Below are 21,589 nucleotides of genomic sequence, written 5' to 3' on the forward strand. Positions count from 1 at the left end.
GTATGCACCGCACCCAGGCACGGCACGTCACCGTGGAAGCGCACCGCGAGTCCGTCCGCCAACTGCTGGCCCCGCTCCGCAGCCCGGACCGGATCGAACTGCTCCCGCTCCTCGCCGCACTGGGCCGGGGACTCGCCGCGGACGTTGTGGCCCCCCTGGACCTGCCCCCGTTCGCGAATTCGCAGATGGACGGCTTCGCCGTCCGCAGCGCCGACGTGCCCGACGGCGGCACCGAACTGCGCGTTGTCGCCCCCGTGCCGGCCGGTGCCGCACCCCCTGAACTTGCCCCCGGGACGGCCGCCCCGATCATGACCGGCGCCATGCTGCCTCCCGGGGCGGACGCCGTCGTCCCGATTGAACAGGCCCTTCCCGCGGTCTTCCCCGCGCCCGGCGTGCCGGCCACGGTCCGGCTGCCCGCCGTCCCGGCCGGGAACTTCATCCGCGACGCCGGCAGCGACATCCGCACCGGGGAGCTGGCCCTGGCGGCCGGAACCTGCCTGGGACCCGGACAGCTGGGACTGCTGGCCGCCCTGGGCTTCACCGAGGTCCCTGTCTACCGGGTGCTGCGGATCCTGCTGGCCACCACCGGCGACGAGGTCGTGGAACCGGGCAGCCCGCTGGGGCCGGGCAAGATCTACGACTCCAACGCCACGCTGCTGGAATCCTCCATGCGCCAGGCCGGCCTCCACGTCACCCGGACCGGGATTTCTACGGACCGCCCGGAGGAACTCGCCGGCCTGCTGCACCGGCACGCGGCGGACGTGGACCTCATCGTCACCACCGGCGGTGTCAGCAAGGGCGCCTACGAGGTGGTCCGGCAGGCGATGGAGGGCCACAACGTCGACTTCTTCGGCGTCGCGATGCAGCCCGGCGGCCCGCAGGGGATCGGAACCTTCGACGGCGTCCCGGTCCTCGGCTTCCCGGGAAACCCCGTGAGCTGCCTCGTCTCCTTCGAAATGTTCCTCCGGCCCGCGCTTGGCGGACTCTTCGGCTCGCCGGCACCCCGTCCGGTGGTGAGGGCACGGCTGGCCGGGCCGCTGGCGTCCCCGGCCGGCAAGCACCAGGTGCGGCGCGGCACCGTCCTCCCCGACGGCACCGTCCGGCTCGAAGGCGGCGCCGGCTCGCACCTCGTCAGTGCCCTGGCGCACTCCAACGCCCTGATCCAGGTGCCGGAAGGAATTGCCGCGCTCGCCGAGGGCGCCGAGGTGGAAGTATGGATGCTGTGAACGAAGAAAACCCCGCAACGGGAACCCCAAGCCTGACCCACCTCCGGCAGGACGGCACGGCCCACATGGTCGACGTGTCCAACAAGGCGGAGAGCACCCGCGAGGCCACCGCCACCGCCACGGTCCGCAGCACCGCCGAGGTCCTGGCCCTGCTCGGCGCGGGAGACCTGCCCAAGGGCGATGCCCTCGCCGTCGCCCGGGTCGCCGGCATCATGGCCGCCAAGAAGACCGCGGAGCTGATCCCGCTGTGCCACCCGCTGCCGATTGCCAAGGTCACGGTCGACTTCGAGCTCGACACCGAGACGGTCACCGTCTTCGCCACGGTCAAGACCCGCGGGCTCACCGGTGTCGAGATGGAAGCGCTGACCGCGGCCTCGGTGGCCGCCCTCTGCGTGTACGACATGATTAAGGCCGTGGACAAACACGCGGTACTGACGGACATCAAAGTGCTAGCCAAAAGCGGCGGCAAGAGCGGGGACTGGACACTATGAGCATGCCCGAACCACACCGGCACGGCGAAGCCACCGGGCGCAAGGCCGGCGTCGTGATTGCCTCCACCCGGGCCGCGGCCGGCATCTATGAGGACCTGACCGGACCTGTCATCACCGACTGGCTCACCGAACACGGCTTCGAGACCTACCCTGCCCTCGTCGTCCCGGACGGCGAGGCCGTGGGCGCAGCCCTGCGTGCGCTCCTGACCCAGGCGCCGGCCGTCATCATCACCAGCGGCGGCACCGGGCTCAGCCCCACGGACGCCACCCCGGAACAGACGCTGCCCCTGCTGGACCGGGAGATCCCGGGCATCATGGAAGGCATCCGCGGGGCCGGGACCGCCAAGACGCCGCTGGCGATGCTCAGCCGCGGCCACGCCGGCGCCGCCGGCCAGACCTTCATCGTCAATCTCCCCGGATCCCCGAAGGGTGTGATGGACGGCCTCAGCGTGCTGGATCCCATCCTCGGACACCTCTGCGACCAGCTGGAGGGCAGCCATGGCCACTGACTCGACCTTTGACGTGGTGAACGCGGTGCTCAGCGCCGAACCCATCTCCGTGGACCAGGCCATCGCCGCGGTCGAATCGGACACCGCGGGCGCCGTGGTGAGCTTCAGCGGCGTGGTCCGGAACCACGACGGCGGCAAGCCGGTCCAGCGGCTCAGCTACAGCGCGCACCCGACGGCGCACCAGGTGATGGCCGACGTCGTCGCGCAGCTCGTCGCCGAACAGGCTGCCGGAGGATCCGGCGGGACGGCCGGCGAAACCGGCGCTGCGCCGGTCCAGCCGGTGCGGATCTGGGTGGCCCACCGGATCGGGATGCTGGAGATCGGCGACCCCGCCCTGGTCTGCGCCGTCTCCGCCGCGCACCGGGGCCAGGCCTTCGCGGTCTGCTCGGAACTCGTGGACCGGGTCAAGGCCCAGGTTCCGATCTGGAAGGAACAGTTCTTCACCGACGGCACGGTCGAGTGGGTCGGCGCGGGCGCCTGATCCGGCCCCCGAACCCACGGGATCAGCGCCGCGCGGCGGGCCTGTAACGCAGGCCGCCGGTTCCGGCCGGCACCTGCCCCGGCGGTAGGGTTGATGGCATGACCGAACAACTCGCAGTCGCCGTGCTGGGCGCGAACGGGCGCATGGGCGCCGAAGCGGTGGCCGCCGTCGAGGCCGCCGCGGACCTGAAACTTGTCGCCACGCTGGGCCGGAACGACTCCCTGGACACCCTCGTCGACGCCGGAGCCCGGATCGTGGTGGACCTGACGGTCCCCGAGAGCACCGAGGCGAACGTCCGCTTCGCCGTCGAACACGGCATGCACGCCGTCGTGGGGACCACCGGCTGGGACGCCGACAAGCTGGGCCGGCTCGAGCAGCTCCTCGCCGGCCAGGCCGGCGTCGGAGTCCTGATCGCGCCGAACTTCGCGCTCGGCTCAGTCCTGGCCTCCGCCTTCGCGGCCAGGGCCTCGCGCTATTTCGAATCGGTGGAAATCATCGAACTGCACCACCCGGAGAAGGTGGACGCCCCGTCCGGAACGGCCGTGCGCACCGCGCAGCTGATCTCCGCCGAACGTGCAGCCGCCGGAGTCCCGGCCAGCCCCGACGCCACCACGAGCGGGCTCGCCGGCGCCCGCGGCTGCGAGGTCGACGGCGTCCGCGTCCACAGCGTCCGGCTCCGGGGCCTCGTGGCGCACCAGGAAGTCCTGCTGGGCGGGCCGGGGGAGCAGCTGACCCTCCGGCACGATTCCTTCGATCGGGCCTCGTTTATGCCCGGCGTGCTGCTGGGTGTGCGCAATATTGCCTCCCGGCCGGGCCTCACCGTGGGCCTGGACGGCTACCTGGACCTGGGGCTTTGAGCGCCGTGGCCAACGTCCTGACCGCGTTCAAAGCCAACCGCACCAAGATCTGGGTCGGTGCCGTCACCCTCCTGCTGGTCTTCTACCTCGTGGTGTCCTTCCAGCGCGCGGTGCTGCTGATGACGGACGCCAACCCGGTCGCCCAGGCCCTTGGCGTGGCGTACCTGCTCCTGCCGGTGATCGGCGCGTGGGCACTCGTCCGCGAGCTGCTCTTCGGTGCCCGCACCGAACGGCTGGCGAAGATCCTCGAAGCCGAGGGCGGCCTGCCGGTGGACAACCTGCCGCGCACCCCCGCCGGGCGGATCATCCGCGAAGCCGCGGACCTGGAATTCGAGAAGTACCGGGCCGAGGCGGAAGCCGCGCCGGAGGACTGGCGCTCCTGGTTCCGGCTCAGCTGCGCCTATGACGCCGCGGGCGACCGCAAGCGGGCGCGCGCCTCGATGCGCGACGCCGTCCGGCTGTACCGCACGGGATCCCGCCAGGCCTGAGCCGCGGACCGCGGACCCCGTGCTGCCGGGCGCGGGCGGGTGCCGGGGCGTCGGAGGCTGGACTACCGGACTCGGGCCGGCTGGTAGCGGCCGAGCTGGTTGGCGGCATGCGCCACCCACTCCAGCGGCCCCCGCCACGCCAGGGCCGCGAATATTCCGCCCAGGACCAGGATCGCCACGGCCTGCGCCCAATAGACGCCCTCGACTGTCCACCCGGACGGCAGCGGCTGGCCGTACAGCGAGGCCATCACGCACAGGTGGGCCGTGTAGAAGCTCAGGGTCAGGGCGCCGGCACCGCGCAGCGGGAGCAGCACATCCAGTCCGATCTGCTGGACCAGCCGGCCCAGCAGCAGGAAGACGCCGACGACGGCGGCCGCCACCCCGGAGGTGTGCAGCAGATCCAGCGTGGTGCTTGAATGCGGGGCGCTGGAGGCGAGCCACCAGGCGGAGCCGGTCTGGTCCACGCCGGCCAGGTTGACCTGCAGGAGACTCGCCAGCGGATACGAGGGATCGAGCAGGGTCTCCTGCAGCGCCGCCCGGCCGCCCCAGTCCTCCAGCATCACCACGCTGAACCACTTGGCCAGGACCGCCACCGCGGTTCCCACCGCAATCAGCAGGACCGGGACCGCGGCGGTCGTGAGGGCCAGCCGGCCGATCGCGAGGCCGATCAGCAGATAGGCGATCCACTGGAGGACCGGGTAATAGCCGGTCAGGAACAGGTCCCCCAGGAGCACGGCGGGGGTGGACAGATCCTCCCACTTGGGGTTGTGGCCCAGCTGCAGCGGCAGTTGGGCGACGAGGAGCCAGGGCCGCAGCAGGTAGGCGAGCGCCGGGCTCACCAGCACCCAGCCGGCGGCCAGTACCATCAGGTGTTTGACGTCCAGGCCGAGGAACGGCAGCACGCACAGGAACAACACGGCGTAGTGGACCAGGATGATGGCGATGTTCACTTCGAGCCCGCCAAGGCAGAGCCCGACGGCGCCGATCACCAGCGCCCGGAGCGCGATGCCGCGGCGGGCCGCCCACAGTTGCGGACCCTGCAGCGGCTGCTGCTTGCCGGTGGACAATGCCAGCCCGATTCCGGCGAGGACGGCGAACAAAGCCGAAGCGCGTCCGGAAAACACGAGCCCCACCCAGGTGGGGGAGAGCTGGGCATTGGACTCGAAGGTGGGAAACACGTGGGTGGCCATCATGCCCAGAAGGGCCAGCCCGCGGGCGGCATCGATCCCCGACAGCCGCGCTCCGGGGCCGCTGGTCTTGCCGGCTCCGGCTGTGCTTCCGGCCCTACCCCGGGCGGTCCTGGCTGAGGAGGCTGTTCCGCGCGGGGTCATGCCTCGATCGTCTCATATCCGCCTGTGCGGCAGCCTGCCCAAAGCTGTGGGGCGCGGCACTTGTATTCGAATATATGTTCGAATAGCATGGGCCCATGAACAACACACCAGAGCCCGCCTTCCCCGCATCCGGGACGCGCCGCTCCACCGGGCCGGAGCAACGCGTCCCGGACGCGGCGTCCGGTGTCCTCAAGGCGATGAGCCCCGGCGTCGTGGATTTCCTCTTCCGGCAGTTGGTGGCCGGCGAAGCCGCTGAGGACGTCCAGTGGCAGCGCGAAGGCACCGTCCTGTCCGCGCAGGCCCCGGGCGCGGAACTTGCCCGCCGGCTCGCCGAGACCGACCTCGAATCCCTGACCCCCACCGAGCTGTTCCATTACGTGCGGGCCGCCCAGCGGCTCGCGGCCTGGGCCGAGTCCCTGCGCGAAACGGCGGTGGGCCGCTACTGCACCGCCCCGCCGGCCGGTGATGCCCCGGCGGCCTGATGCGGCGGCTGTGGCCTGGCTTCATCCCGGGGCCTGCCCTTGGCGGTGCGCGGTGCCTAGGATGGCAGGGTGACCACCGCGCTGACGCTCTCCGCCATCCAGTACACGACCCTCGACGGCGGCATTCCAGCCAATGTTGAAGAACACATCCGGCTCATCGAAGACGCGGATGACCACGGCGCCCGGCTCGTGGTGTTCCCCGAGCTGTCCCTGACCGGCTATGGCCTCACAGGGCTGACTGACCCGGGACGGTGGGTGACCGCCGCGGACCCGCGGCTGGACGGAGTGCGGGAAATCTGCCGGCGCACCGGGATCACCGCAGTCGTCGGTGCCCCGTTCCGGGAAGCGGACGGCACGCCCCGGCTGGCCTCGCTCGCCCTGCACCCCAACGGCGGACTGGACACCGGGTTCAAGATGTGGCTCCACGGCCCGGAGCAGCAGTTCTTCCGCGCCGGAGACCACGCGGTCATCCTGGACCTGGACGGCTGGAAAATCGCCCTGGCCATCTGCCTGGACGCCGCCCGTCCGGTTCACGCCGGCGACGCCGCGGAAGCCGGTGCCGACGTCTACGCCGTCTCGGCCCTCTACACCGCTGGCGAGGACCACCGGCTGGCCCTGCACCTGGGCGCGCGGGCCATGGACAACCGGATGTTCAGCGTGCTGGCCAACCTCGGCGGCCCCACCGAATCCGGTCCTTCGGCGGGCGGGAGCGGTTTCTGGGGACCGGACGGACTCCTAATCCGGCAGGCGGCCGGCACGGGGACCGAAGTGCTGACCGCGACCCTGCACCACGGCGCCCTGGACCGCTATGCCCGGGAACGCCCGGCCCGGAATGGCGCTGCCCCGGCCCCCCGCGGGCCGGCCGCCGGATGAGGCGCCGGGGCCGGGTTTGATCTTCATCACGTCGCCGTCATTGTCGGATCACGCCGGGGACAGGGTAACGTTTTTCATATGCCTGACTCTGATCCCCGCTCTTACACGTTCGGAACCCTCGTGACCGCCATGGTCACGCCTTTCACTTCCGACGGTGAGGTCGACTACCAGCAGAACGCCGAGCTGGCCAACAAGCTCGTCGACGACGGCAACGACGCCCTCGTTATTTCCGGCACCACGGGGGAGACCTCCACGCTGGAAGACGACGAAAAGGAAAAGCTGTTCCGGGTCATCGTGGAGGCCGTCGGAGACCGGGCCAAGGTCATCGCCGGCACCGGCACCAACCACACCTCGCACTCGATCGAAATGGCCAAGCGTGCCGCCAAAGCCGGAGCGCACGGCCAGCTGATCGTCACCCCGTACTACAACAAGCCGAGCCAGGCCGGCATCCAGGCGCACATCGAAGCCGTCGCCAACGCCGCCGATCTTCCCGTTATGGTCTACGACATCCCGGGCCGTTCCTGTGTGCCGATCCTGCCCGAAACCATGATCCGGCTCGCGGACCACCCGAACATCGTGGCGCTCAAGGATGCCAAGGCCGACTTTGCCGCCCTCACCCGGGTCCTCGCGAACACGGACCTGGACGTTTACTCCGGCGACGACGGGCTGACCCTGCCGTGGATGGCAGCGGGCGCCGTCGGGCTCGTCAGCGTCTCCGCGCACGTCGCGTCGCGGCAGTTCCGCGCCATGATCGATGCCGCACTTGCGGGCGACTTCGCCACCGCCCGCACCATACATTTCGAACTGGACCCTGTGGTCCGTGCAGTGATGACCCACATTCAGGGTGCTGTTGCTGCGAAGCAAGTTCTTAAGTGGCAGGGAGTCCTGCCCAACTCGGTTGTCCGTTTGCCCCTCGTGGAGCCGGACAAAGCTGAGATCGAAACCATCCGCGAGGACTTGGCGGAAGCCGGAATGGTCTTTTCCTGATCAGGTGTTCTTTCTGATGACGAGAGACCAGGCCGGCCACCGCCTGGAAAGTAGTGCATTATGACCCAAACCGCCCTTCCCGGCCTTGTCACGCCGCCGAAACTGCTCAAGGACACCCTGCGGATCGTTCCGCTCGGTGGCTTGGGGGAGATCGGCCGCAACATGACCGTCTTCGAAATCGACGGCAAGCTGCTCATTGTCGACTGCGGCGTCCTCTTCCCGGAGGAAACCCAGCCCGGCGTGGACCTGATCCTGCCCGATTTCTCCTACATCAAGAACCGCCTCGATGACATCGTCGCCGTCGTTCTGACCCACGGCCACGAGGACCACATCGGCGCCGTTCCGTACCTGCTGCGCCTGCGCGCCGACATTCCCCTGGTGGGCTCCCGGCTGACGCTGGCCCTCATCGAGGCGAAGCTGCTGGAACACCGGATCAAGCCGGTCACCCAGACCGTCACCGAGGGACAGGTCCAGAAGTTCGGTCCGTTCGAATGCGAATTCGTCGCCGTCAACCACTCGATTCCCGACGCCCTCGCCGTGTTCCTCCGCACCTCCGGCGGCACCGTGCTGCACACCGGCGACTTCAAGATGGACCAGCTGCCGCTGGACGGCCGGATCACCGACCTCCGCCACTTCGCCAAGCTGGGCGAAGAAGGCGTGGACCTGTTCATGTCGGACTCCACGAATGCCGACGTGCCGGGTTTCACCACCGCCGAGAAGGAAATCGGACCCACCCTGGACCGGCTCTTCGGCCAGGCCTCCAAGCGGCTGATCGTCGCGTCCTTCTCCTCGCACGTGCACCGCGTCCAGCAGGTCCTCGACGCCGCCGCCAACCACAACCGCAAGGTGGCCTTCGTCGGCCGCTCGATGGTCCGCAACATGGCTATCGCCGAGAAGCTCGGCTACCTCGAGGTTCCCCCGGGCATCCTGGTCGATATCAAGAACATCGACAACCTGCCGGACAACCGCGTGGTGCTGATGTCCACCGGTTCGCAGGGCGAGCCGATGGCGGCCCTGTCCCGGATGGCCAACGGTGACCACCGCGTCGTCGTCGGCCAGGGCGACACCGTCATCCTCGCCTCCAGCCTCATCCCGGGCAACGAGAACGCCGTGTTCCGCATCATCAACGGCCTGCTCAAGCTCGGCGCCGACGTGATCCACAAGGGCAACGCCAAGGTGCACGTCTCCGGCCACGCCGCCGCCGGCGAGTTGCTGTACTGCTACAACATCCTGGAACCGCTCAACGCGATGCCGGTGCACGGCGAAACCCGCCACCTGATCGCCAACGGCAAGATCGCCCTGGACTCCGGCGTCCCCGAGGAAAGCATCCTCCTCGCGGACAACGGCACCGTCATCGACCTCCGGGACCACCAGGCCGACATCGTCGGCCAGGTCGAAGTCGGATTCGTCTACGTCGACGGCTCCAGTGTTGGCGAAGTCACGGAAGCGGACCTGAAGGACCGCCAGACGCTCGGTGACGAAGGCTTCATCTCCATCATCACGGTGATCCACCGCGCCACCGGCAAGGTCGTCTCCGGTCCGGAGATCCACGCCCGCGGCGTGGCCGAGGACGACTCCGTCTTCGACGAGATCATCCCCAAGATCAACGCCGCCCTGGAAGAGGCCGTGCTCAACCGCTCGGACCACACCACGCACCAGCTGCAGCAGGTTGTCCGCCGCGTGGTCGGCACCTGGGTCAACCGCAAGCTCCGCCGCAAGCCCCTGATCATCCCGGTGGTCCTGGAAGCCTAAGCTCCGGGTGCCCAAGCGCTGGCATCCTCAGCAACTTGCTTCGCACCATGACGGCCTTCCCGGCCTGCCGCAGGCTACCGCTTGCGGCGGACCGGGAGGGCCGTTCTTGCGTGTCCGGCCGGCAACATGATCCCCGCGGAGGCCCGGAAATCCGCGGTTTTCGGCCCGGAGTCAGGTACCGTAGCGGGTATGGCGACACGTACTTCCTCCGCGCCTAGAGGAAACCCCAGCGGTAAATCAGGCAGCTCTTCGGCTCGGGGCTCCGGCCCGGCTGCGTCCAAATCCAGTAAGCCCTCCGGAACAACGGGTACCGCGCGCACCCGCCAGCTGGCCGCCGTCGAGCCCAGACAGCCCTGGCTGGTCCGGATGGTGGCCGGGGCCTGGCTGGGCGTTGCCCACGTCGTCGGGGCGGGAATTCGCCGGATCGGCTACGACGTCAGCGACCTCGCCCCCGAGGACCGCCGCGACGGCGCAGCCCTGTTCAACCTCGCGCTCGGGGTCTTCGTCGCCACCTTCGCCTGGTGGGGCTTCCAGGGCTGGTTCCCGGACATGGTCTACGGAATCGTCAACGGGACCTTCGGCTGGATGTCGCTGCTGCTGCCGCTCATGCTGGTTGTCTGCGCCTTCCGGCTGTTCCGCCAGCCCGTCGACGGCCGCGGCAACAACCGGATCGGGATCGGCTTCCTGATCATGACCTTCGCCGGCACCGGCCTGGCCCACGTCATCGGCGGGGAACCAAGCGTCGCCGAGGGATTCGACGGACTGCGCCGCGCCGGCGGCATGCTCGGCTACCTCGCCGCCGCCCCGCTGGCCGCCATCCACCCGGCCGTCCCGCTGGCCGTGTACGGCCTGCTCGCCTTCACCTCCCTGCTGATCGTCACGGCCACGCCGTTCGGCGCCATCCCGGGCCGGCTGCGCGGCGCCTACGAGCACCTCATGGGCATCGACCTGCAGGACCAGGAAACCGACGCCAACGGCCATGACCGCAGCTACCTTTACGAAAACGACACCCCGGCCCCGGCCAAGAAGAAGCGCCGCCGCCTCTTCGGCAAGGACCAGGACGAGGATGCCGGACTCGAAGGCTACGTCGGCGACGAGGCCTTCGAACGGGCGCTGATTGCCGATGAGGAAGCCGAAGCCGCCCGGTCCGCCGGTGGCGCCAAAACCGGCTCCAAGTCCGTCGCGCCGGGGGTGCGCCGTCCCACCCAGGCCGAGCTCGCCGTCGAGAAGATCAAGGCAGCCCAGGGGCTGGGGAGCGCCGCCGGAGCGGCCGGGGACAACGCCACCGAGGCGATCCCGCTCGTCACCCCGGGCATGGTGGCCGCCGGCTCGCTGAACCCGGCAGACCCCGCGCCGGGCGCCGCCGCCGTCGCGGCCGCCGCGAAGGTCCCGTCCCATCCCGTGGCCCCGGCACCGCTGCCCACCCCGATTCCGCAGCGCACCGAGCAGCTGTCGCTGGCCGGCGATGTGACGTACACGCTGCCGCCGTCGGACGTGCTGACGCCGGGCTCCATCCCCAAGGAACGAACCGAGGCCAACGATGCCATTGTCGCCTCCCTGACCGAAACCCTGAACCAGTTCAACGTCGAGGCACAGGTCACCGGCTTCAGCCGGGGCCCCACCGTGACCCGCTACGAGATCGAGCTCTCCCCGGGCACCAAGGTGGAACGCGTCACCGCCCTGTCCAAGAACATCTCCTACGCCGTCGCCAGCTCGGACGTCCGCATTCTGAGCCCCATCCCCGGGCGGTCCGCGATCGGCATCGAGATCCCCAACACGGACCGCGAGACCGTGTCGCTGGGCGATGTGCTCCGCAGCCAGAACGCCCGGCGGACAGAACACCCCATGGTGATCGGCGTCGGCAAGGACGTCGAGGGCGGCTACGTCGTCGCGAACCTCGCCAAGATGCCGCACCTTCTGGTGGCGGGCGCCACCGGTGCCGGCAAGTCGGCGTTCGTGAACGCCATGATCACCTCCATCCTGATGCGCGCCACCCCCGACGAGGTCCGCATGGTCATGGTGGACCCCAAGCGCGTGGAACTCACCGCCTACGAGGGCGTCCCGCACCTGATCACGCCGATCATCACCAACCCCAAAAAGGCCGCCGAGGCCCTGCAATGGGTGGTCCGCGAGATGGACGCCCGCTACGACGACCTCGCCAACTACGGCTTCAAGCACATCGACGACTTCAACAAGGCCGTCCGCGCCGGCAAGGTCCACCCGCCCGAGGGGTCCAAACGGGTCATCCGGCCGTACCCCTACCTCCTCGTGATCGTCGACGAACTCGCCGACCTGATGATGGTCGCCCCGCGCGACGTCGAGGACTCGATCGTCCGCATCACGCAGCTGGCCCGTGCCGCCGGCATCCACCTCGTGCTCGCCACCCAGCGGCCCTCGGTCGACGTCGTCACCGGCCTGATCAAGGCCAACGTGCCCTCCCGGATGGCGTTCGCGACCTCCTCGGTCACCGACTCCCGCGTGGTCCTGGACCAGCCGGGCGCCGAGAAACTGATCGGCCAGGGTGACGCGCTCTTCCTGCCGATGGGCGCCTCCAAGGCCATGCGTGTCCAGGGCGCCTGGGTCACTGAATCCGAAATCCACAAGGTCGTCGAGCACGTCAAGGGCCAGCTCAAGGCCGAGTACCGCGACGACGTCGCCCCGGAGGCGCCGAGGAAGCAGATCGACGACGACATCGGGGACGACCTTGAGGTCCTGCTGCAGGCCACCGAGCTCGTGGTCACGACCCAGTTCGGTTCCACCTCGATGCTGCAGCGCAAACTGCGGGTCGGCTTCGCGAAGGCCGGACGGCTCATGGACCTGCTCGAATCCCGCGGCGTGGTGGGCCCCTCCGAGGGCTCCAAGGCCCGCGACGTCCTGGTCAAACCCGATGACCTGGCGACGGTTCTCGCAGCCATGAAGGGCATGGAGGTGCCCGCCATCGCCGATTCCCAGACCGCGGCCCTGAGCGAGAACGCCAACGCGAACGTCGCCCAGGGCGGCTACGCGGAGGACCTCGTCGCCGCGGACCTGGACCGGCGCGGCCAGAACACGCAATACTTCGACGGTGCAGACGGCGCCGACGGTGCCGACGCGAGCTCCCGCGGCCCGGATGAGGACGACGGGGACTCCAACGACGCCTGGTCGCTCACCGGACGGTAGCCTAGGAAGGTGACTAGCGCCGAAGCCAACAGCACCGGATCCGCGTCCCGGATCTGGAACCTGCCCAACATCCTGACGATGCTGCGGATTGTGATGGTGCCGTTTTTCGTCTGGTTCCTCCTGCTGGACGCACCGGGGCTGGTCGCCCAGAACGGCGTGTGGCGCTGGGTCGCCGCGGCGACCTTCGCTGTCGCCATCTACACGGACAAGCTCGACGGCGACATCGCCCGCAGCCGCGGCCTGGTCACCGACTTCGGCAAGATCGCCGACCCCATCGCCGACAAACTGCTGATCGGCTCGGCCCTCGTGATGCTCTCGCTGCTGGGGGAGCTGCCCTGGTGGGTCACCATCCTGATCCTCGTCCGGGAATGGGGCGTCACCGCCCTGCGCTTCTTCGTCATCCGCTACGGCGTGATCCCGGCGTCGCGCGGCGGGAAACTCAAGACCGTCATCCAGACCGTGGCCATCTTCCTGTACATCCTCCCGCTGGCCTCGATTGCGCCGTGGCTCGGCGTCGTGGCCTTCGCGGTCATGATGGTGGCCCTGGCCATCACGGTCTGGACCGGCGTCGAATACGTCATCGAGGCCCTCAAGCTGCGCGCCAGCGGCATCCGGGCCCAGAAGATCCAGGAGGGCAAATCATGACCACTCCCCACCGTCCGATCAACCTGCATCACCTGGCCGAAGAGGCCGTCACCGGGGCGATCGGCCGCGGCCTGACCGTCGCCACGGCTGAATCCCTCACCGCGGGCATGGTCGCCGCCATGCTCGCCGACACTCCCGGCGCCTCCGGGATGCTCCAGGGCGGGGTGGTGTCCTACCAGAACTCGGTCAAGGCCGAGGTGCTCGGCGTACCCCGGGACCTGCTGGACACCGTCGGTGCCGTCGACGGCCGGGTCGCCGAGGCCATGGCCGAGGGCGCCCGCAGGATCTGCGGCGCCGACATCGGCGTCGCCACCACCGGCGTCGCCGGCCCGGAACCGCACGGCGGCAAGGACGTGGGCTCCGTCTACATCGGCGTCGCCACCGCGGACGGCTCGACGTCGTACGGGTACAGCTTTGAGGGCAACCGGCCGGAAGTCCGCGGGCAGGCCTGCGCCGCTGCCCTGGAACGCCTGCTGGAGGTTCTGGCTTCCGCAAGCTACCGGGCGTAAAGTTGCCGGGAACAAAACTTGATGTCTAATAGTTGTTACATTGTGTCGCTTCCGAATAAGGGAGGCGCCTAGGATGAAAGCATCATCAGTGTCCGCTTTGACCAGCGGGCTCGACACAAAGAGGGAGCAAGGCGATACAGATGGTAAAGCAGCCCGTATCCGTTAACGGCGTTGTCCGCTGGAAGGATGTGGGCCTCGCCGATCAGGCCAAGAGCGAACAGAAGGAGCGCAAGATGGTTGTACTTCGTCACGAAATCGGTGATGTGCTCCGCGATGTCCGCCAACGCCAAGGCCGTACCCTCCGCGAAGTCTCGCACAGTGCCCGCGTTTCCCTGGGCTACCTGAGTGAAGTGGAACGCGGCCAGAAGGAAGCCTCCTCGGAGCTGCTCTCCTCGATCTGCTCGGCCCTCGATGTTCCGCTCTCCAGCATGCTCCGCGAAGTCAGCGACCGCGTCGCCGTCGCCGAGGGAGTTGCGGTTCCGGACACCGTCCCGCAGGAGTTTGCACAGCGCTACGGCCGCGACCTGGACCGTGAGCTCAACTCCGACCTCAACGAGGAATTGGCCAAGGGCCTCCTCTCCGGGGCACGCTAGCCCCCACCCACTACTCGACAAAAGACCCCGGCGGTGTGCCGGGGTCTTTTGCGTGCACCGTGATGGCCCGCCCGGCATTTTCTGCCGGGGCCTGCGGCGGCTTGTGCGTGGCCGGCCGCGGCGGAGGTGCGGGGCTACTGCGGTTCGTCCCGGGGGAAGCCGTCACGCTCATAGGTGGCGTTGAGTTTGGCGATGTAGCGGGTCAGGGTCTGCAGTTCCTCCAGCGGCCACTCGCCCAGCCGCTCGCGGAAGACTTCGCGCCGGGCGTCCTGCACCTCGTGCATCCGCTCTTCGCCCGTGGGCGTCAGCCGGATGATCTGCGCGCGGCCGTCGAGCGGGTCGGCTTCCTTGGAGACCAGGCCGAGGCGTTCCAGGAAAGCGATTTGCCGGCTGACCGAGGGCTTCCCGACGCCGATGCTGGAGGCCAGCTCGGTCAGCCGCATGGCGCCCTGTTTGCGGATCACAGAGAGCAGGCCGTAGGCCGCCGGTTCCATATCCGGGTGGACCTGGCGGGAGAGATGGTGTGAGATCGAACGGGCGCGCCGCCACAGCAGGCTCAGCTGGTGCTCGACGGCGGTCAGCGCCGTTTCGGTGGAATCGTCAGCGCCGCCGGGGATCCCAGGGCCAACGGCTGAGTTGCTCATGGCAACCATTCTAGGGTCCTCCCGTGTCGTGAGAGACTCGAGAGGTGCGAATCAGTGACTTTTGGCGGCTCATGGACGACGAATTCGGGGCAGGGTATTCCCGGGTCCTCAGCAGTTCCCTGGTCCTCGCGGGGGTCGGCGGCCGGACAGCCGACCAGGCCCTGAGTGCGGGGATACCGCCCCGGCAGGTGTGGCTCGCGCTGTGCGAGGTCCAGGATGTTCCGCCCGAGCGGCGGCTGGGCCGCGACGCCAAACCCCGCTGACCCAGCCTCCGGCGAGGCTCAGGCAGGGGCTCCGGCCGGCGGCGTTCCAGCGCCGTGCCGGCAGCCGGCGCCTGACACGCCGCACCGATTGTTCGAATATCTGTTCGGGTAGGACTATGCTTTTTTTAGAGCTTTTCCACATACGCGGGGCAAGCAGGCAACTCTGTCGGTGGGTGCCAGTAGCTTCAGTAATGACCGAAAAACCGATCACGAACACTGATCACAACAACCGATCACGACACAGGGCCGGAACGGCCACTCCACAGCGAGAAAGTATTAGAGGTGTGAACCATGGCCGCAGCCCCGGATCGCCAGAAAGCGCTTGACGCAGCGCTGGCCCAGATTGACAAGCAGTTCGGCAAAGGCTCGGTAATGCGCCTTGGTGACGAAGTCCGTGCGCCCATCGAGGTCATTCCGACCGGGTCCATCGCACTGGACATTGCCCTGGGAATTGGCGGCCTGCCCCGCGGCCGCGTCGTGGAAATCTACGGACCGGAATCCTCCGGTAAGACCACGGTGGCGCTGCACGCGGTCGCCAGTGCCCAGCGCCTCGGCGGCATCGCCGCCTTCATCGACGCCGAGCACGCCCTCGATCCCGAGTACGCCGCCCGGCTCGGCGTCGACACCGACGCCCTGCTGGTCTCCCAGCCGGACACCGGCGAGCAGGCCCTGGAAATCATGGACATGCTGATCGGCTCCGGCTCACTGGACGTCATTGTCATCGACTCCGTTGCCGCCCTCGTTCCCCGCGCGGAAATCGAAGGCGACATGGGCGACAGCCACGTCGGCCTGCAGGCCCGCCTGATGAGCCAGGCCCTCCGTAAGATCACCGGCCGCCTGAGCCAGACCAAGACCACGGCCATTTTCATCAACCAGTTGCGCGAGAAGATCGGCGTCTTCTTCGGCTCCCCGGAAACCACCACCGGTGGTAAGGCCCTGAAGTTCTACGCCTCGATCCGCATCGACGTCCGCCGGATCCAAACCCTCAAGGAGGGCGCTGACTCCGTCGGAAACCGCACCAAGGCCAAAATCGTCAAAAACAAGATGGCCCCGCCCTTCAAGATCGCCGAGTTCGACATCATTTACGGCCAGGGCATCTCGCGCGAAGGCGGCATCATCGACATGGGTGTCGAGCACGGCATCATCAAGAAGTCCGGCTCCTGGTTCACCTACGACGGTGACCAGCTGGGCCAGGGCATGGAGAACTCCCGCCGGTTCCTGCGCGACAACCCCGAACTCGCTGCCGAGCTGGAGCGGCTCATCAAGGAAAAGCTCGGCGTCGGCGTCAAGGCCCCCGCCGAAACCGAGGCAGAACCGAAGCTGAAGGCCGTTGACGGCTTCTAACGGCCGACGGCGCAACGGGGCAGGATTCCCGTCCCGGAATCCTGCCCCCGGCGTTGACGCCGCACACCGGCCCGCGGACGGCGCCCGCCGGGCGGGCCCTGCCGCCGAGCTGGACCGCGACGCGGACCCCGCCGCGCTCGCGCGGGCCATTGTCCTGCGGCAACTGACGAACTCGCCCAAGAGCCGGCTGCAGCTCGCCCGCAAACTGGCCGAGCGCAACGTCCCCGACGAGGTCGCCGAAGCCGTGCTGGACCGCTTCGAGGAAGTAAAACTCATCGACGACGCCGACTTCGCCCAGATGTGGGTGCGGTCCCGCGCGCAGAGCCGCAAACTCGCCAAGGGTGCGCTCCGGCGGGAACTCGCCGAAAAGGGCATCGGCACGGAAACCGCCGCCCTCGCCCTGGAACAACTCAGCGACGAGGACGAGGAATCCGCAGCCCGCGAACTGGTCCGGCGGAAGCTCCGGGGCGTGACCGGGTTCGAGGACCGCGCCGAGCGGGACAAAACCACGCGCCGGCTCGCGTCCATGCTCGCCCGCAAGGGTTATCAGCCCTCCCAGGCCTTCCGGATCGTGGGCGAAGTCCTCGACGACGCCGTGGCCGGTTCGGAGGCAGGGTCCGCGGCTGATTTCTGAGGACGCCCCGGCGCCGTGCCGACCCGGTACCCTTAACAGGTGAGTTTGACCATTCCTTCCCCAGCAGCCGGCACCACCCCTTCCACGGACCCCATGTCCATCCCGGGTCCCGGGACGCAGCCCTCCGCCCCGCAGCAGCCCCGCACCTACCAGGTGCGGACCTTCGGCTGCCAGATGAACGTGCACGACTCCGAGCGCATGTCCGGGATGCTCGAGGCCGCCGGCTACGTCCCCGCCGCCGGGGAACTGGCCGACGTCGTGGTCTTCAACACCTGTGCGGTGCGGGAAAACGCCGACAACAAGCTCTACGGCAACCTCGGCATGCTGGCGCCGGTCAAGGCCGCCAACCCCGGAATGCAGATCGCCGTCGGGGGCTGCCTGGCGCAAAAGGATCGCGACACCATCCTGAAAAAGGCCCCCTGGGTCGACGCCGTCTTCGGCACCCACAACGTCGGCGCCCTGCCGGCCCTGCTGGAACGGGCGCGCCACAACAAGGAAGCCCAGCTCGAAATCCTCGAGTCCCTCGACGTCTTCCCCTCCACCCTGCCGACCAAGCGGGACTCCGTCTATTCCGGCTGGGTATCGATCTCCGTCGGCTGCAACAACACCTGCACCTTCTGCATCGTCCCGGCCCTCCGCGGCAAAGAAAAGGACCGCCGTCCCGGCGACATCCTGGCCGAGATCCAGGCCCTCGTCGCCGACGGCGCGATCGAAGTAACACTGCTGGGCCAAAACGTGAACTCCTACGGTGTCGAATTCGGCGACCGGCAGGCCTTCTCCAAACTGCTCCGCGCCTGCGGGGACATCCCCGGCCTGGAACGCGTCCGGTTCACGAGCCCGCACCCCGCAGCCTTCACCGACGACGTCATCGACGCCATGGCCGAGACCCCCAACGTCATGCCGCAGCTACACATGCCGCTGCAGTCCGGCTCGGACAAGGTCCTCAAGGACATGAAGCGGTCCTACCGCTCGACCAAGTTCCTCGGCATCCTGGACAAGGTCCGCGAGAAGATCCCGCACGCCGCCATCTCCACGGACATCATCGTCGGGTTCCCCGGTGAAACCGAGGAGGACTTCCAGGCCACGCTCGACGTCGTGGAAAAGTCCCGCTTCGCCACCGCCTTCACGTTCCAGTACTCCAAGCGGCCGGGCACTCCCGCCGCCGAGCTCCCGGACCAGCTCCCCAAGGCCGTGGTGCAGGAACGCTTCGAACGCCTCACCGCCCTGCAGGACAGGATCGCCGCCGAGGAGAACGCCCGCCAGCTCGGCCGGCGCGTGGAGGTCATGGTCACGGCACAGTCCGGGCGCAAAGCCGGGGAGACCCACCGGCTCTCCGGGCGGTCCCAGGACCAGCGCCTGGTCCACTTCTCCGTGCCGGCAGGCGCCGGGACGCCCCGCCCCGGCGACCTGGTCACCGTGACCATCACCGAGGCCGCGGCGTTCCACCTCGTGGCCGACCCGGCGTCGGCGGACGACTACAGCCTTCGCCGCTCCCGGGCCGGCGACGCCTGGGACAGGTCCCAGGCCGATTCCTGCGGCGCACCCGTTGTGGGATCCGCCGCCGGCACCACGGGAGTGTCTCTGGGCATGCCCACCCTTCCCGTCCGCGGCCGCTAGCCCGTGGCGGACCCGCAGGACGCCCCGGCAGGCAAAGCCCGGGCCGCGGAGGCCGGCGCCACCCAAACCGGCGCAGCCCAAACCGGTGCAGCCCAAACCGGCGCAGCCCGGACCGGCGACGCCTGGGACAGTGCAGAACCGGCGCTGCCGGTGGTCGCCGTCGTCGGGCCGACCGGCTCCGGCAAGTCCGACCTCGCCGTCTCGCTGGCACTGGAGCTCGACGGCGAGGTCATCAACGCCGACTCCATGCAGTTCTACCGCGGCATGGACATCGGTACCGCCAAAATCACCGAGGCCCAACGCAGGGGAGTGCCGCACCACCTCCTGGACATCCTGGACGTGACCGAGGAAGCGAGCGTCTCGGACTTCCAGCAGCAGGCCCGTGCGCTCATCGCCGACATCCACGCGCGCGGGAAACGCGCCATCCTTGCCGGAGGCTCCGGGCTCTACGTCCGCGCAGCCCTGGACGTGCTGGAATTCCCGGGCACGGACCCGGCCATCCGGCACCGGCTCGAGGCGGAACTGGCAACCGGCGGGGCGGCGCCGCTGCGCGCCCGTCTGGAAGGCGTGGACCCGGTCTCCGCCGGCCGGCTCGGCGACACTCGCCGGATCATCCGCGCGCTCGAGGTGTTCGAGCTGACCGGAAGGCCCTTTAGTTCCTTCATGCCCACCCGCGAGTACGTCCGGCCCGCGGTGCAGATCGGTCTCGAGGTGGACCGCGGGCAGCTCCGGGAACGGCTCGCCCGCCGGGTCCACACCATGGTGGAAAGCGGGCTGCTCGAGGAAGTCCGGACCCTCGATGCCGCCGGGCTCCGGCTCGGCCGGACGGCGCCGCGCGCCCTCGGCTACGCCCAGTTCCTCAAGGTCCTCGACGGTGAATCCGACGCGGCGCAGGCGGCGGAGGAAACGATCGTCGCGACCCGGCAGTTCGCCCGCCGCCAGCTGACCTGGTTCCGGGCCGACCCCCGGATCCACTGGCTCGACTGGCAGGACCCGAACCTCGTGGCCAGGGCCGCCGCCATCTGCCTCGCCGGCTGAAAAGACCGCGCCAGCCGGATGGCTTGCCGGGGCGGTCATCCGGCGGCCCGAGCAGGAACGGTAACCTTGGAGCATGGACGAAACCCTGGCCGTGGCCGCTGACCGCAACTCCACCGGTGACACCGCAGCCCTGAGCGGACTCACGTTTTCCAAAGGCCACGGCACGGGGAACGACTTCGTGCTCCTGGCCGACCCCAACGGCACCCTGGCGGTGACGCCGGAGCAGGTCGCGGCACTCTGTGACCGGCACCGCGGCATCGGTGGCGACGGACTGATCCGCGCCGTCCCGTCCCGGCTGCTCGCGGAGGGCCAGGAGCTGCTCACGCAGCACCCGGACGCCGCCTGGTTCATGGACTACCGCAACGGCGACGGCTCGCTCTCCGAGATGTGCGGCAACGGCGTCCGCGTCTTTGTGCACTTTCTGATCGCCGAGGGCCTGGTCGAGCTGCCCGCCGGCGAATCACTCACCATCGGCACCCGGGGCGGCGCCAAAACGATCGTCCGCACCGCGGCCGGCTACGCCGTCGACATGGGCCCCTGGGAGTTCATTTTCCCCGGAGAGGCCACCGCGCGGGCCATGGATTCGCTGGTCAGCGCAACGGGGCTCGAAGTCGCACGGCCCGCCCTGTCCGTCAGCATGGGGAACCCGCACACCGTCGTTGCGCTGGCCGAACTGGCCGAACTGGAAGCCACCCAGCTGTTCACCGCACCGCACGTGGACCCCACGCCGCCCCGCGGCACCAACGTTGAGTTCGTGGTCCCGTCCGAGCCGCTGGTCCACGACGGCGTCGGCACCATCACGATGCGCGTTCATGAGCGGGGGGTGGGGGAGACGCAGTCCTGCGGCACCGGCGCCTGCGCGGCGGCCGTCGCGATCCGCCACTGGGCCGGCCAGGGCGCCCCGGATGTGTGGAACGTCCACGTCCCGGGCGGCGTCGTCGGAGTGAAGTTCTTCCTCGGGGCGGAGGGCCACGAGCACGTTGAGCTCAGCGGCCCCGCGGTGATCGTCGCTAGTGGGACGCTTTCCTGATCCGCAGGATGCGGAACGACTTCGAGGTGCTTTCGCGCGTCACCGTGAGGCTGCTGTCCAGCTCCGCGGCAAGCCAGCGCTGCAGGGAATCCGACCCGAGGTTCTTCTGTACCACCAGCCACGCGGAGCCGCCGGGCGCCAGCCGCGGCAGCCAGAGCAGCAGCAGGGCATGCAGCTCGTCCTTGCCAATCCGGATGGGCGGGTTGGACCAGATCGTGTCGAAGCGGAGCCCGGGGTCGACGGCGTCGGGCGTGCTGGCCGTGACATTCCCCAGCCCCAGCAGCGCGGCGTTCTCGTTGGTCAGGGTCACGCACCGTTCGTTGACGTCCACGGCGTAGACCCGGGCGTGCGGTGCCCGCAGCGCCAGCGTCAGCGCGATCGGGCCCCAGCCGCAGCCGATGTCCAGCAGCGTTCCCTGCGGGGCCGGGGCGGGCGCCTCGGCCAGCAGCACGGCAGTACCCTTGTCGATGCCGTCCGGGCTGAAGATGCCCGAGGACGTCTGCAGGTGCCGGGTCTCACCGGCCAGTTCCACGGTCAGTGGCTTACGGGTGAACGGCCCGGCCGGCTGGGCGCTGAAATAGTGTGCAGACTCCATAACTGCCCAGATTAGTTGGCCCCCGGCCCGGAGGCGAAACC

Annotated in this window: 23 protein-coding genes; 20 read left to right on the plus strand and 3 right to left on the minus strand. The window is 69.0% G+C overall.

Features of this window, described 5'->3' with window-relative positions; translation table 11 throughout:
• Positions 1-2: 2 nt before the first annotated feature.
• The 6 genes from ACZYZ5_RS09850 (at position 3) to ACZYZ5_RS09875 (ending at position 4,052) form a co-directional block, all read left to right on the plus strand.
• The gene (locus tag ACZYZ5_RS09850) at positions 3-1,226 is read left to right on the plus strand and encodes a molybdopterin molybdotransferase MoeA (protein ID WP_463901358.1); all 1,224 of its coding nucleotides are present in this window, start codon (positions 3-5) and stop codon (positions 1,224-1,226) included.
• Positions 1,214-1,717 carry a cyclic pyranopterin monophosphate synthase MoaC gene (moaC, locus tag ACZYZ5_RS09855; protein ID WP_463901360.1) on the plus strand — a complete coding sequence of 168 codons (504 nt, stop codon included), beginning with the start codon at positions 1,214-1,216 and terminating at the stop codon, positions 1,715-1,717. Before ACZYZ5_RS09850 ends, moaC begins: the two co-directional genes overlap by 13 nt.
• Entirely contained in the window at positions 1,714-2,226 is a 513-nt protein-coding gene (locus ACZYZ5_RS09860; protein ID WP_463901362.1) for a MogA/MoaB family molybdenum cofactor biosynthesis protein, read from the plus strand. Before moaC ends, ACZYZ5_RS09860 begins: the two co-directional genes overlap by 4 nt.
• Positions 2,216-2,707: a molybdenum cofactor biosynthesis protein MoaE gene (locus tag ACZYZ5_RS09865; protein WP_463901364.1), complete on the plus strand. Its 492-nt coding sequence runs from the start codon at positions 2,216-2,218 to the stop codon at positions 2,705-2,707. Before ACZYZ5_RS09860 ends, ACZYZ5_RS09865 begins: the two co-directional genes overlap by 11 nt.
• 98 nt (positions 2,708-2,805) lie before the next feature.
• Entirely contained in the window at positions 2,806-3,564 is a 759-nt protein-coding gene (gene dapB / locus ACZYZ5_RS09870; protein WP_463901365.1) for a 4-hydroxy-tetrahydrodipicolinate reductase, read from the plus strand.
• A 5-nt stretch (positions 3,565-3,569) separates the two neighbouring features.
• Positions 3,570-4,052: a hypothetical protein gene (locus ACZYZ5_RS09875; RefSeq protein WP_463901486.1), complete on the plus strand. Its 483-nt coding sequence runs from the start codon at positions 3,570-3,572 to the stop codon at positions 4,050-4,052.
• A gap of 62 nt (positions 4,053-4,114) precedes the next feature.
• On the opposite strand, the gene ACZYZ5_RS09880 is transcribed toward ACZYZ5_RS09875, so the two are convergent.
• Positions 4,115-5,383: a heparan-alpha-glucosaminide N-acetyltransferase domain-containing protein gene (locus ACZYZ5_RS09880; RefSeq protein ID WP_463901367.1), complete on the minus strand. Its 1,269-nt coding sequence runs from the start codon at positions 5,381-5,383 to the stop codon at positions 4,115-4,117.
• 95 nt (positions 5,384-5,478) lie between these two features.
• Here ACZYZ5_RS09880 and ACZYZ5_RS09885 point away from each other — a divergent pair, with 95 nt between their 5' ends.
• The 8 genes from ACZYZ5_RS09885 to ACZYZ5_RS09920 all read left to right on the plus strand — a co-directional run bounded on the left by ACZYZ5_RS09885 (position 5,479) and on the right by ACZYZ5_RS09920 (position 14,383).
• Positions 5,479-5,865 carry a hypothetical protein gene (locus tag ACZYZ5_RS09885; RefSeq protein WP_463901368.1) on the plus strand — a complete coding sequence of 129 codons (387 nt, stop codon included), beginning with the start codon at positions 5,479-5,481 and terminating at the stop codon, positions 5,863-5,865.
• Positions 5,866-5,934: 69 nt separating this feature from the next.
• Positions 5,935-6,738: a carbon-nitrogen hydrolase family protein gene (locus ACZYZ5_RS09890; protein WP_463901370.1), complete on the plus strand. Its 804-nt coding sequence runs from the start codon at positions 5,935-5,937 to the stop codon at positions 6,736-6,738.
• Positions 6,739-6,816: 78 nt separating this feature from the next.
• Complete coding sequence (gene dapA / locus ACZYZ5_RS09895) at positions 6,817-7,725, plus strand: 4-hydroxy-tetrahydrodipicolinate synthase (RefSeq protein WP_463901371.1); 909 nt, start codon at positions 6,817-6,819, stop codon at positions 7,723-7,725.
• A gap of 60 nt (positions 7,726-7,785) precedes the next feature.
• Positions 7,786-9,477 carry a ribonuclease J gene (locus ACZYZ5_RS09900; protein WP_463901372.1) on the plus strand — a complete coding sequence of 564 codons (1,692 nt, stop codon included), beginning with the start codon at positions 7,786-7,788 and terminating at the stop codon, positions 9,475-9,477.
• Between the two features lie 189 nt (positions 9,478-9,666).
• Entirely contained in the window at positions 9,667-12,636 is a 2,970-nt protein-coding gene (locus tag ACZYZ5_RS09905) for an FtsK/SpoIIIE family DNA translocase (RefSeq protein ID WP_463901374.1), read from the plus strand.
• A gap of 9 nt (positions 12,637-12,645) precedes the next feature.
• Entirely contained in the window at positions 12,646-13,281 is a 636-nt protein-coding gene (pgsA, locus tag ACZYZ5_RS09910; protein WP_463901375.1) for a CDP-diacylglycerol--glycerol-3-phosphate 3-phosphatidyltransferase, read from the plus strand.
• Complete coding sequence (locus tag ACZYZ5_RS09915) at positions 13,278-13,790, plus strand: CinA family protein (protein WP_463901377.1); 513 nt, start codon at positions 13,278-13,280, stop codon at positions 13,788-13,790. The genes pgsA and ACZYZ5_RS09915 overlap by 4 nt, the downstream gene beginning before the upstream one ends.
• A 140-nt stretch (positions 13,791-13,930) precedes the next feature.
• Entirely contained in the window at positions 13,931-14,383 is a 453-nt protein-coding gene (locus tag ACZYZ5_RS09920; RefSeq protein WP_354188493.1) for a helix-turn-helix domain-containing protein, read from the plus strand.
• A gap of 134 nt (positions 14,384-14,517) precedes the next feature.
• Here the strand turns inward: ACZYZ5_RS09920 and ACZYZ5_RS09925 are convergent, their stop codons facing one another.
• Positions 14,518-15,027, minus strand: a complete 510-nt coding sequence (locus tag ACZYZ5_RS09925) for a MarR family winged helix-turn-helix transcriptional regulator (RefSeq protein ID WP_463901379.1) — start codon at positions 15,025-15,027, stop codon at positions 14,518-14,520.
• Positions 15,028-15,071: 44 nt separating this feature from the next.
• Between ACZYZ5_RS09925 and ACZYZ5_RS09930 the strand changes: the two genes are divergently transcribed.
• The 6 genes from ACZYZ5_RS09930 to dapF all read left to right on the plus strand — a co-directional run bounded on the left by ACZYZ5_RS09930 (position 15,072) and on the right by dapF (position 20,953).
• Positions 15,072-15,290 (plus strand): DUF3046 domain-containing protein, encoded by a 219-nt coding sequence (locus ACZYZ5_RS09930; protein WP_463901381.1) that lies wholly within the window; start codon positions 15,072-15,074, stop codon positions 15,288-15,290.
• A 291-nt stretch (positions 15,291-15,581) separates the two neighbouring features.
• Positions 15,582-16,634 carry a recombinase RecA gene (gene recA, locus ACZYZ5_RS09935; RefSeq protein ID WP_307458471.1) on the plus strand — a complete coding sequence of 351 codons (1,053 nt, stop codon included), beginning with the start codon at positions 15,582-15,584 and terminating at the stop codon, positions 16,632-16,634.
• Positions 16,635-16,743: 109 nt separating this feature from the next.
• The gene (locus tag ACZYZ5_RS09940; protein ID WP_463901487.1) at positions 16,744-17,268 is read left to right on the plus strand and encodes a regulatory protein RecX; all 525 of its coding nucleotides are present in this window, start codon (positions 16,744-16,746) and stop codon (positions 17,266-17,268) included.
• A gap of 39 nt (positions 17,269-17,307) precedes the next feature.
• Positions 17,308-18,885 (plus strand): tRNA (N6-isopentenyl adenosine(37)-C2)-methylthiotransferase MiaB, encoded by a 1,578-nt coding sequence (gene miaB, locus ACZYZ5_RS09945; RefSeq protein ID WP_463901383.1) that lies wholly within the window; start codon positions 17,308-17,310, stop codon positions 18,883-18,885.
• A gap of 144 nt (positions 18,886-19,029) precedes the next feature.
• Entirely contained in the window at positions 19,030-19,923 is an 894-nt protein-coding gene (gene miaA, locus ACZYZ5_RS09950) for a tRNA (adenosine(37)-N6)-dimethylallyltransferase MiaA (protein WP_463901488.1), read from the plus strand.
• Between the two features lie 73 nt (positions 19,924-19,996).
• The gene (dapF, locus tag ACZYZ5_RS09955) at positions 19,997-20,953 is read left to right on the plus strand and encodes a diaminopimelate epimerase (protein ID WP_463901385.1); all 957 of its coding nucleotides are present in this window, start codon (positions 19,997-19,999) and stop codon (positions 20,951-20,953) included.
• Here dapF and ACZYZ5_RS09960 read toward each other — a convergent pair.
• The gene (locus ACZYZ5_RS09960) at positions 20,934-21,548 is read right to left on the minus strand and encodes a class I SAM-dependent methyltransferase (RefSeq protein ID WP_463901386.1); all 615 of its coding nucleotides are present in this window, start codon (positions 21,546-21,548) and stop codon (positions 20,934-20,936) included. The genes dapF and ACZYZ5_RS09960 overlap by 20 nt on opposite strands.
• Between the last annotated feature and the right edge of the window lie 41 nt (positions 21,549-21,589).

Source organism: Pseudarthrobacter ribosi, from assembly GCF_055412865.1.

Excerpts from the sequence above, each read along its gene's own strand:
- ACZYZ5_RS09850 (WP_463901358.1), top strand. The coding sequence starts at position 3 with ATGCACCGCACCCAGGCACGGCACGTCACCGTGGAAGCGCACCGCGAG.
- moaC (WP_463901360.1), top strand. The coding sequence starts at position 1,214 with ATGGATGCTGTGAACGAAGAAAACCCCGCAACGGGAACCCCAAGCCTG.
- ACZYZ5_RS09860 (WP_463901362.1), top strand. The coding sequence starts at position 1,714 with ATGAGCATGCCCGAACCACACCGGCACGGCGAAGCCACCGGGCGCAAG.
- ACZYZ5_RS09865 (WP_463901364.1), top strand. The coding sequence starts at position 2,216 with ATGGCCACTGACTCGACCTTTGACGTGGTGAACGCGGTGCTCAGCGCC.
- dapB (WP_463901365.1), top strand. The coding sequence starts at position 2,806 with ATGACCGAACAACTCGCAGTCGCCGTGCTGGGCGCGAACGGGCGCATG.
- ACZYZ5_RS09880 (WP_463901367.1), bottom strand. The coding sequence starts at position 5,383 with ATGACCCCGCGCGGAACAGCCTCCTCAGCCAGGACCGCCCGGGGTAGG.
- ACZYZ5_RS09885 (WP_463901368.1), top strand. The coding sequence starts at position 5,479 with ATGAACAACACACCAGAGCCCGCCTTCCCCGCATCCGGGACGCGCCGC.
- dapA (WP_463901371.1), top strand. The coding sequence starts at position 6,817 with ATGCCTGACTCTGATCCCCGCTCTTACACGTTCGGAACCCTCGTGACC.
- ACZYZ5_RS09900 (WP_463901372.1), top strand. The coding sequence starts at position 7,786 with ATGACCCAAACCGCCCTTCCCGGCCTTGTCACGCCGCCGAAACTGCTC.
- ACZYZ5_RS09905 (WP_463901374.1), top strand. The coding sequence starts at position 9,667 with ATGGCGACACGTACTTCCTCCGCGCCTAGAGGAAACCCCAGCGGTAAA.
- ACZYZ5_RS09915 (WP_463901377.1), top strand. The coding sequence starts at position 13,278 with ATGACCACTCCCCACCGTCCGATCAACCTGCATCACCTGGCCGAAGAG.
- ACZYZ5_RS09920 (WP_354188493.1), top strand. The coding sequence starts at position 13,931 with ATGGTAAAGCAGCCCGTATCCGTTAACGGCGTTGTCCGCTGGAAGGAT.
- ACZYZ5_RS09925 (WP_463901379.1), bottom strand. The coding sequence starts at position 15,027 with ATGAGCAACTCAGCCGTTGGCCCTGGGATCCCCGGCGGCGCTGACGAT.
- recA (WP_307458471.1), top strand. The coding sequence starts at position 15,582 with ATGGCCGCAGCCCCGGATCGCCAGAAAGCGCTTGACGCAGCGCTGGCC.
- dapF (WP_463901385.1), top strand. The coding sequence starts at position 19,997 with ATGGACGAAACCCTGGCCGTGGCCGCTGACCGCAACTCCACCGGTGAC.
- ACZYZ5_RS09960 (WP_463901386.1), bottom strand. The coding sequence starts at position 21,548 with ATGGAGTCTGCACACTATTTCAGCGCCCAGCCGGCCGGGCCGTTCACC.